The 8440-nt window shown below is 69.7% G+C and carries 9 protein-coding genes; 1 reads left to right on the top strand and 8 read right to left on the bottom strand.

Annotated features, from left to right (window positions below; genetic code table 11):
- The 5 genes from ON23_RS16145 to ON23_RS16165 all read right to left on the bottom strand — a co-directional run.
- Nucleotides 1-261, bottom strand: a 261-nt coding sequence (locus ON23_RS16145; RefSeq protein WP_039779171.1) for a methionyl-tRNA formyltransferase, incomplete at its 3' end; no start/stop codon positions are given.
- Complete coding sequence (gene def / locus ON23_RS16150; RefSeq protein ID WP_039779172.1) at nt 262-822, bottom strand: peptide deformylase; 561 nt, start codon at nt 820-822, stop codon at nt 262-264.
- A gap of 67 nt (nt 823-889) precedes the next feature.
- Nucleotides 890-1906: an esterase/lipase family protein gene (locus tag ON23_RS16155; RefSeq protein WP_083904008.1), complete on the bottom strand. Its 1017-nt coding sequence runs from the start codon at nt 1904-1906 to the stop codon at nt 890-892.
- A 54-nt stretch (nt 1907-1960) separates the two neighbouring features.
- Nucleotides 1961-2617, bottom strand: a complete 657-nt coding sequence (locus ON23_RS16160; RefSeq protein WP_373282194.1) for a PadR family transcriptional regulator — start codon at nt 2615-2617, stop codon at nt 1961-1963.
- A 99-nt stretch (nt 2618-2716) separates the two neighbouring features.
- Nucleotides 2717-3298, bottom strand: coding sequence for a TetR/AcrR family transcriptional regulator (locus tag ON23_RS16165; RefSeq protein WP_039779173.1), 582 nt, complete (start codon nt 3296-3298; stop codon nt 2717-2719).
- A 73-nt stretch (nt 3299-3371) separates the two neighbouring features.
- Between ON23_RS16165 and ON23_RS16170 the strand changes: the two genes are divergently transcribed.
- On the top strand, nt 3372-4211 hold the full coding sequence (locus ON23_RS16170) for an NAD(P)H-binding protein (RefSeq protein ID WP_039779174.1): 840 nt from the start codon (nt 3372-3374) through the stop codon (nt 4209-4211).
- 46 nt (nt 4212-4257) lie between these two features.
- On the opposite strand, the gene ON23_RS36885 is transcribed toward ON23_RS16170, so the two are convergent.
- From ON23_RS36885 to ON23_RS16185, 3 genes are all read right to left on the bottom strand, one after another.
- Nucleotides 4258-6507 (bottom strand): primosomal protein N', encoded by a 2250-nt coding sequence (locus tag ON23_RS36885; RefSeq protein WP_245555965.1) that lies wholly within the window; start codon nt 6505-6507, stop codon nt 4258-4260.
- Nucleotides 6508-6581: 74 nt separating this feature from the next.
- The gene (gene metK, locus ON23_RS16180) at nt 6582-7796 is read right to left on the bottom strand and encodes a methionine adenosyltransferase (RefSeq protein ID WP_036502629.1); all 1215 of its coding nucleotides are present in this window, start codon (nt 7794-7796) and stop codon (nt 6582-6584) included.
- 200 nt (nt 7797-7996) lie between these two features.
- Nucleotides 7997-8440 (bottom strand): phosphopantothenoylcysteine decarboxylase domain-containing protein (locus tag ON23_RS16185; RefSeq protein ID WP_039779175.1); only part of this gene is annotated, 444 nt, incomplete at its 5' end.

Genomic DNA, 8440 nt, shown 5'->3' on the forward strand with positions numbered 1-8440 from the left:
GGCCACCACCGGACAGCAGTCGGGTTTCAGATCCGTCAGTGCCGCAACGAATTCCGGCTCCGAGGGTTTGTGCGGGGTCAGCACCGGAATGCCGTATTCGTCGGCCAGCCGCCCGATCGGCGAGCGGGTCACCTTGCGACCGCGCCCGGCCACCGCATCCGGCCGGGTCACCACCGCCACCACCTCGTGGCGCTCCGATTCGATCAGCCGCCGCAGGGACGGCACGGCCGGTTCGGGAGTCCCCGCGAAGACCAGGCGCATCTACTCGCCCCGCCCGGACTCGGGACGGCTGCCCGCGACCTCGGCCGCCGACATCACCGTCTTACCGGCGACGAACCACTCCGATTCCCGCACCGCGCGCATGGCCTGCTTGCGCGTGGCCGGTTCCAGCCGCTGCAGATACAGCACGCCGTCGAGATGATCGGTTTCGTGCTGCACGCAGCGGGACAGCAGGCCTTCGGCCTCGAATTTCACCGGCTCACCGTGCATATCGAACCCGCGCGCGACCACGCGGTGGGCGCGGGTCACGTCGTAGCGCAGCCCCGGAATCGACAGGCAACCCTCCGGGCCGGTCTGCTCGTCGGCGCCGAGGACCTCGAAGACCGGATTCACGACGTGTCCGGCGGCGTCACCGGTGTCGTAGACGAACACCCGCAGGCCGACACCGATCTGCGGCGCGGCCATGCCGACGCCGCGACTGGCGTGCATGGTGTCGGTGAGGTCGGTGACCAGCTGCTCGAGGTCCCTGTCGAAGGCGTCGACCTCGTCCGCGCGGGCGCGCAGGACGGGATCGCCGAACAGGCGAACGGGCTGGATTGTCACAGGCACACTCCCGGGCGAGACGACATTGCGGTCGCCCCAGTTTACGGGCGGCCGGAAATCCGTTTCGTCAGGAATGCGCCCCCAGGATCACCTCACCGATTCCGGTGCCCAGCGGCACGTAGGCGCACTGCGGCAGCGGCGCGTGCTCGGGGTCGAGCAGGGTGAGCAACAGCTGCTGCACGTACGGGTCGTACACCATGTGGAAATGCCCGGTCAGGTCGATGGGGCACAGATCCTGCAGCACGAGGTTGCGAGCGCCCGGACCGGTCAGGGCGATGTTGCCAGAGGGCTGGATCATCTCGTCGACGCGGCTGCCGACGGTGGTGTATCGCACACCGGGCACGGTGTCACTGCCCGCGTCGAGTTCGCGGATGAACGGCGAGCCCTGCGCCTGCTGCACAGCGGCCAGCGACGTGACCTGCTGATAGACGTTCCACAGTCCGGGCATGGCGTCGGCGAGCGGAACCAGCCCGTACATCTGGCCGCCGTAGCTGGGCGAGGCGAGACCGATCCATTGATCGACGTAGGGGGCGCCGCCGAGTCTGTCGACGTAGTAGCGAGTGATGTTGGCGCCCTGGGAAAATCCGACCAACTCGACCTTGTCGGCGCCGGTGGCCGACAGGACGCGGTCGACGAAGTCGCCGAACTGTCGCGAGGACGCCCACAGGTCCTCGGTGCCGTAACTCGTGGCATCCGGTTTGCCGCCGTAGTTCGGGGCGAAGACGCAGAAGCCCGCGGCGACGAGTTGCGGGCCGATGCCGCTCCAGTCGGTGTAGGCGGTGGCGTCGGTCCCGTGGGCCAGGATGATCGGGCGCGGATGCTGCGCGCCCGGCCGGCAGGTGAAATCGTTGGTGCCCCACGGCGTGGCGCCGGGGTGCGCTTTCAGATAGCGCGAGGCGGCGAGATGGTCGCCCTGCGGTGGCCCCCATTCGGTGGGGACCACCGCCGGGCGGGTGTCCGGCGGCGGGGACGGTTCGGCCCAGGCGTTCGTGCTGCCGCCGAACGCCGCCCCGCACGCCGCCACCGCCGCGAGCGCCCTACGCCACGCGAGGCCCCCGTCTCGGCGATTCCGACCTCGTCCCATCCTCCGATTGTGCGCCGCGCGGACCGGTGCGTGTGACGGGCCACTGTATCGGCCTCACTCGGCCGCGGTGGTGTCGTCGTCGGCGAGGATCCGGTAGATCGAGCGCCGGGCCTCGGTGAGGACCTCGGCGGCCTTACCGGCCTGTTCGGGAGTGCCGGCGCGGGCGACCTGCCCGACCGCACCCATCAGCTGGCCGACCAGTTCGCGCAGGTCCAGCGCCTGATCGCCGACGCCCTCGCGGACGTCCTGCCAGGGATCGCCCAGTTCGTCGCGGTGTGCGGTGACGTACTCGGCGCCCGCGTCGGTCAGTTTCGCGGTCTTGCGACCGGCCACCTTCTCGATGATCACCAGGCCCTCGTCCTCGAGCTGGGACAGCGCCGGGTAGATCGAACCGGGGCTCGGCCGCCAGATGTCGTCGCTCCGTTCGCGGATCTGCTGGATCAGCTCGTAGCCGTGCATCGGCCGTTCCTGCACGAGCAGCAGTATCGCCGCGCGCACATCTCCGCGCCGTCCGCGCCCACCGCGACCGCGCCCGCGGCCGACATGACCGCCCGGGCCGAATCCGGGTCCGAAATCCGGGCCGAAGGGTCCGAAGCCGTGTCCGCGCGGGTGGCGACGGAATTGTTCGTGTCCGCCGCGTTCCTGCGGGTCCGGCCGGGGTCCGCGACGGCGGCCGCGACCGAACCTGTCCATGTTCTCCATGCGTTCCATGATTGCCTCCTCAGGCATTGTCTTACGTTGACGCAATCAACGATATATCGGCAATGCATCTTTGACAAGTATGGGACACGCCACAACGGAGGCGGTGGTTCAGGCCGCGAGTGAATCGATCCAGCGTTCCAGCCGGTCGCCTTCCGTTCGCATCAGCTCCGGATCGCGAAAGGTATTGGTGAGCAAGGAAATTCCCTGATAGGAGGCAATGAGCGCGACGGCCAGTTCGCGCGCGTCGGCACGGCCCATCTCCTCGAATTGCCGCTGCACCCAGGCCAGCAGGACACCCATCACCTCGGCGAGCTCCTGCTCCATTCCGTCGGAGCGTTTGTCGAGTTCGGTGGCCAGAGTTCCGGAAGGGCAACCGTATCGGGCCGCGAGATCGCGCTGATCGACCCAGGACCGGATCAACGCCCGCACCCGATCGACCGGCCGGGGTTCCCGATCGAGTTCGGCGAGGAAGCCGTCCAGGGTCTGAGCGTGCGCGCCGATCGCCGCCTGGATCAGCTGATCCTTGGTCTTGAAGTAGTAGTACACGTTGCCGACCGGCACCTCGGCGGCCCGGGCGATGTCGGCGATCGTGGTCTTCTCCACCCCTTGCCGATGGAAGACCTCGGCGGCCGCGGCGGCGAGGCGTTCGCGCTTACCGCCGGCCCGCGTGCTGTCGACTGAGTTAGTCATACAACTGACTATAGACACCTCGCCGATGATGCCGTACGGTCGAGTCAGTCAGTCAACTAACTTAGGAGTGAGAATGATCGTGGTAACCGGAGCGACCGGTAACGTCGGACGGCCGTTGGTGCGGATGCTCGCCGAAGCCGGCGAGAAGGTGACAGCCGTATCCCGCCGCCGTCCCGACGACCTCCCCCACGGCGTGCGGCACCTCGCCGCCGATCTGACGAATACCGGCGAGGTCACGGCAGCCCTCGACGGTGCGGAACAGCTGTTTCTCCTGCTCGCGCCGGGATCGCTGGCAGCAGATGTGCCGGGAGTACTGGCCGCGGCGCGGGAGGCCGGAGTGCGGCGCGTCGTCCTGTTGTCGTCCCAGGGCGTCGGCACCCGGCCCGACAGTCCCTCGCACGGACAGTTCGGCAAGCAGGTCGAAGTTGCCGTCCAGAACTCGGGGCTGGAATGGACCATATTGCGGCCGAGCGGTTTTCAATCGAACGTCGCGATGTGGGCGGACGCGGTGCGCACGCAGCGAACGGTCACCGCGCCGTTCGGTGATGTCGCGATCCCCTTCGTGGACCCCGACGATATCGCCGCCGTGGCCGCCGTCGCCCTGCGCGAGCCCGGCCACGCCGGGCGGACCTACGTGCTGACCGGCCCCGCGCCCGAATCGCCGCGTGATCGGGTGCGCGACCTGGCCGAAACACTCGGCGAGCCGGTGCGTTTCGTCGAGCAGACAGCCGAGCAGGCGTACGCGCAACTGCTCACGGTGATGCCCGCCGACGCCGCCGACACCACCCTGGCGATCATCGGTGCGCCGACCGCCGAGGAACTGCGTGTCAGCGGCGATGTCGAGGCGGTGCTCGGCCGGGCACCGCGGCCCTTCTCGGCGTGGGCGCGACGCAATATCGACATCTTTCGCTGACCCACGCTCGGCACGCTCGGTCCGGCCCGCCGAATTCCCTTGCGCGTCAGCCGATATCGACCGGATCGATCTGCACCCGCAACGGACCGTCGGAGCGATGACTACTGCGCACCGCGAGAGCGGCGGCCAGTGCGCGCGACAGCGCCGAGCCCGCCCGCCGGTCGACCCGGAGAATCATCCGTTCGACCTCGGCGGGCGCGGCGTCACCGGAGAACGGCGTGCGGGCGCCGGGCGGCAGCGGCACCGGGCCCAGCACTTCGACGTCGTCAGGAAGTGCCGTCTCACCGAGGAGTTCGCCGATGGTGGCGGTCGTACCGTCCACGGCGGCCAAGCGCACCGCGGGCGGGAAGCGGACCTCGCTGCGGGCCGCCAGTTCGTGGCGGGCGTGGCCGATCGGATCCCAGCGCACCAGCGCCTGCACGGTCGGCAGCGCCGGTTCGGCCATCACGAGCACTTCGCCGGTGGGGCGGACGAGCGCGGCCGCGGACATCCAGCGCCGCAGCGCATCCTCGGCGGCCCGCAGGTCCGCTCGGCCGAGCAGCGCCCACCCGTCGAGCAGCAGCGCCACCGCGTAACCGCCCGGCACCGTGGGCTCCGCACCGATGGTCGCCACCACCACCTGCGGGCCGTCCGGCACCGCATCCAGCACCGCGGCCCCGCCCGAACCGCGGATCGGCACACCGGGAAAGGCACGGCCCAGTTCCTCGGCGGTGCGCTGGGCGCCGATCACCACCGCCCGCAGCACCCGTGAACCGCACGTGCCACACCGGAAGGCCGGTTCCACCTTGCCGCACCAGCGGCAGCTCGGGCTCTGGGCGAGATCTCCGGACCCCTTGCTGCCCAACGGAACTGCTGACGATCGGCGTTCGGCCGGGGCCGTGTCCGGGTGGGAGGGATCCGGATGCCGGGGGCCGGCGTGGCCCGCCTGACGATCACCGACCGCGACTCGGCCAGTGGCGGTCACCTCGCCCGCCGGCCGCGCCGCTCCGCCCCGGGACGGTGGCGCTCCCCCGGATCTATCGGCCTGCCGGGCTTCCCGCCTGCCCCAGGCATCGCTCTCCGGCAACGACAGCGGTCCGTTGCAGTGCCGGCAGCGGGCCGGGGTACGGCACTTCGCGCACGCCAGGGCGGGGACGTACCCGCGCCGTGGCACCTGCACCAGCACCGGATCGCCCGCGGCCAGGGCCCTGCGCGCCGCGGCGAAGGCGGTGCCCGGGATGCGGATCGCCCGCGCCATCGGGTCGCGCTCCAGCGCGATATCGCTGTCACCCGGCGCATGGATTCGAGGGGTGTTGGCGCGCAACGTCTTCCGGTCGGCGATCAGATCGTGCGCCCAACCCGATTCGACGATGGCCTGCGCCTCCGCTGTCCGCGCGAACCCGGCTATCACGCATGCCGCACCGGTTTCGTGCGCGCGCAGCATCGCCACCTCACGGGCGTGCGGATAGGGCGCGCGCGGTTCGGCATAGGTGTCGTCGCCGTCGTCCCACACCACGATCAGGCCCAGTTCCCGCGCCGGCGCGAAGACCGCACTGCGCGTGCCCACCACGATCCGGGCCGAACCGCGCAACACCGCGAGCCAGCGCCGGTACCTCGCAGCGGGACCCAGTCCTGCCGACAGCCCGACCACCGAATCCCCGACCAGCGCAGCACAATCCGCGACCACCCGGTCCAGATCGCGTTGATCCGGCACCATCACGATCACGCTGCGACCGCTCGCGACCGTCGTCGCCGCCAATTCCGCGAGCCGGCGCGGCCACTGCTCACCGGGCATCGCCTGCCAGGCCGCTCGCGGACCGCTCCCCCGGCGCAGCGCGGACAGGAACGACTCGCCGTGCACATAGCGGGACCAGGCCGGGAAATCCTCCGGAATCTCCGGCAGCTCAACCGGTTTCGGTTCGGCGGCTTCGGTGCGCGCATGCCTCGGCGGAATCGCCAGCCGCAACACGTCGGCGCGGGTTCCGGCGTACCGCGCGGCCACCGCGGAGACGAGGCGAACGATCTCCGGTGTCAGCACCCGCTCACCCGACACCACCCGCTGCAACGGCTGAATTTTCCCGGAATGCTCTGTGCGCGCGAGCCGTTCGAGAATGTAACCATCGACCAGGCGGCCGGAGAAGCGCACCCGCACGCGCACCCCCGGCTGGGCGAGCTCGTCCATCTCCCGCGGCACCGAATAATCGAAATCGCGGTCCAGATGGGCGGGTTCGAGCAACGGCAGCACCCGTGCGATCGGCTTGTCGATCGGAGTGTCGCGAGCCTTCTCGGGATCGACCGCCTCGTCGGTGGACGGCACGCAAACGGCGCCCTCCGTCGGAACGGAGGGCGCCGTCGGTGCTACCGCTTCCGCCACGGCAGGCGCGGACCCGATCAGAGACCGGCGGCCGCGCGCAGCTTGTCGGCGCGGTCGGTGCGCTCCCACGGCAGGTCGATATCGGTGCGGCCGAAGTGACCGTAGGCGGCGGTCGGCGCGTAGATCGGCCGCAGCAGGTCGAGGTCGCGGATGATCGCACCCGGGCGCAGGTCGAAGACCTCGCCGATCGCCTTCGAGATCTGCGACGGATCGACCTGCTCGGTGCCGAACGTCTCGACGAACAGGCCCACCGGGGCGGCCTTGCCGATCGCGTAGGCCACCTGGACCTCGACGCGGTCGGAGAGTCCGGCGGCGACCACGTTCTTGGCCACCCAGCGCATGGCGTAGGCGGCCGAGCGGTCCACCTTCGACGGATCCTTACCGGAGAAGGCGCCACCACCGTGACGGGCCATACCGCCGTAGGTGTCGACGATGATCTTGCGGCCGGTCAGGCCGGCATCGCCCATCGGGCCGCCGAGGACGAACTTGCCGGTGGGGTTGACCAGCAGCCGGATGTCGGAGGTGTCGAGCGGGTTGGGCAGTTCCAGATCGGCCAGAACCGCGTCGACGACCTTCTCACGGATATCGGGCGCCAGCAGATTGTCCAGGTCGATATCGGCCGCATGCTGGGTCGAGAGCACCACCGTGTCCAGCCGGACCGGACGATCGCCCTCGTATTCGATGGTGACCTGGGTCTTGCCGTCCGGGCGCAGGTAGGGCAGCACACCGGACTTGCGGACCTCGGTCAGCCGCCGCGAGAGCCGGTGCGCCAGCGCGATCGGCAGCGGCATCAGCTCGGGGGTCTCCTTGGTGGCGTATCCGAACATCAGGCCCTGGTCACCGGCGCCCTGGCGTTCGATCTCGTCGTCGGAACCACCAACACGCGCCTCGTGCGAGTGGTCGACACCCTGCGCGATATCGGGCGACTGCGCGCCGATGGCGACGTTCACGCCGCAGGAGGCGCCGTCGAAGCCCTTCGCCGACGAGTCGTAGCCGATCTCGAGCACCTTCTCGCGCACGATGGTCGGAATATCGGCGTAGGCCTCGGTGGTGACCTCACCGGCGACATGGACCTGACCGGTGGTCACCAGGGTTTCGACCGCCACCCGGCTGTGCGGGTCCTCGGTGAGCAGCGCGTCGAGGATGGAATCGCTGATCGCGTCACAGATCTTGTCCGGGTGACCCTCTGTGACGGACTCACTCGTGAATAGCCGGCTACCGGACGTGCGCACAGTTGTTCCCTCTCCCTCAACGGGTTTCTCATGTCGGGATGCGACAGTAGCGGCCTCGCGTCACCGCACAACCCTTTACCTCAGACTATTCCAAACTTGCCACGGCCGGGCGCAGCGGCGGCGTCCGGGCCCTCGCACCGGCCGCCGTGGGTGTCCCGACCGCGTCGCCACGGCGGCGGCACGGTCGAACAGCTTGCGGCTCAACGCAAGAGCGGGCCCAGCGCATCGAGTACCCGGCTGGCGAGCAGCGCCTTGGAACCGTGATCCAGCGACTGTTCGGTGCCGTCGGCGCCGAGCAGCCAGCCGTCGTTGTTGTCGACCTCGAACGCCTTACCGTCGCCGACGGCATTGACCACCAACAGGTCACAGCCCTTGCGAGCCAGTTTCGCCCGCGCGTGGGTCAGCACATCACCGTGTTCGTCGCCGGTTTCGGCGGCGAAACCGACGATCGCCAAGCCGCCGAGCTGGCCGTCGCGGCGCGCCTGGACCAGACCGGCCAGAATGTCGCGATTCTTGGTCAGCTCGATCGAATTCGGTTCGTGCGCACCCTTTTTGATTTTCGCGGCGGCCACGTTGACCGGCCGGAAATCGGCGACCGCGGCGGCCATGATGACCGCGTCCGCGCCCGCGGAATGCTTGTCGAC

Origin of the sequence: Nocardia cerradoensis NBRC 101014 (genome assembly GCF_000308535.1) — a bacterium.
Classification (GTDB): domain Bacteria; phylum Actinomycetota; class Actinomycetes; order Mycobacteriales; family Mycobacteriaceae; genus Nocardia; species Nocardia cerradoensis.

What these genes read in the sequence shown, in the direction of transcription:
- ON23_RS16155 (WP_083904008.1), bottom strand. Translation starts at nt 1,906, where the DNA reads ATGGGACGAGGTCGGAATCGCCGAGACGGGGGCCTCGCGTGGCGTAGG.
- ON23_RS16160 (WP_373282194.1), bottom strand. Translation starts at nt 2,617, where the DNA reads ATGGAACGCATGGAGAACATGGACAGGTTCGGTCGCGGCCGCCGTCGC.
- ON23_RS16165 (WP_039779173.1), bottom strand. Translation starts at nt 3,298, where the DNA reads ATGACTAACTCAGTCGACAGCACGCGGGCCGGCGGTAAGCGCGAACGC.
- ON23_RS16170 (WP_039779174.1), top strand. Translation starts at nt 3,372, where the DNA reads ATGATCGTGGTAACCGGAGCGACCGGTAACGTCGGACGGCCGTTGGTG.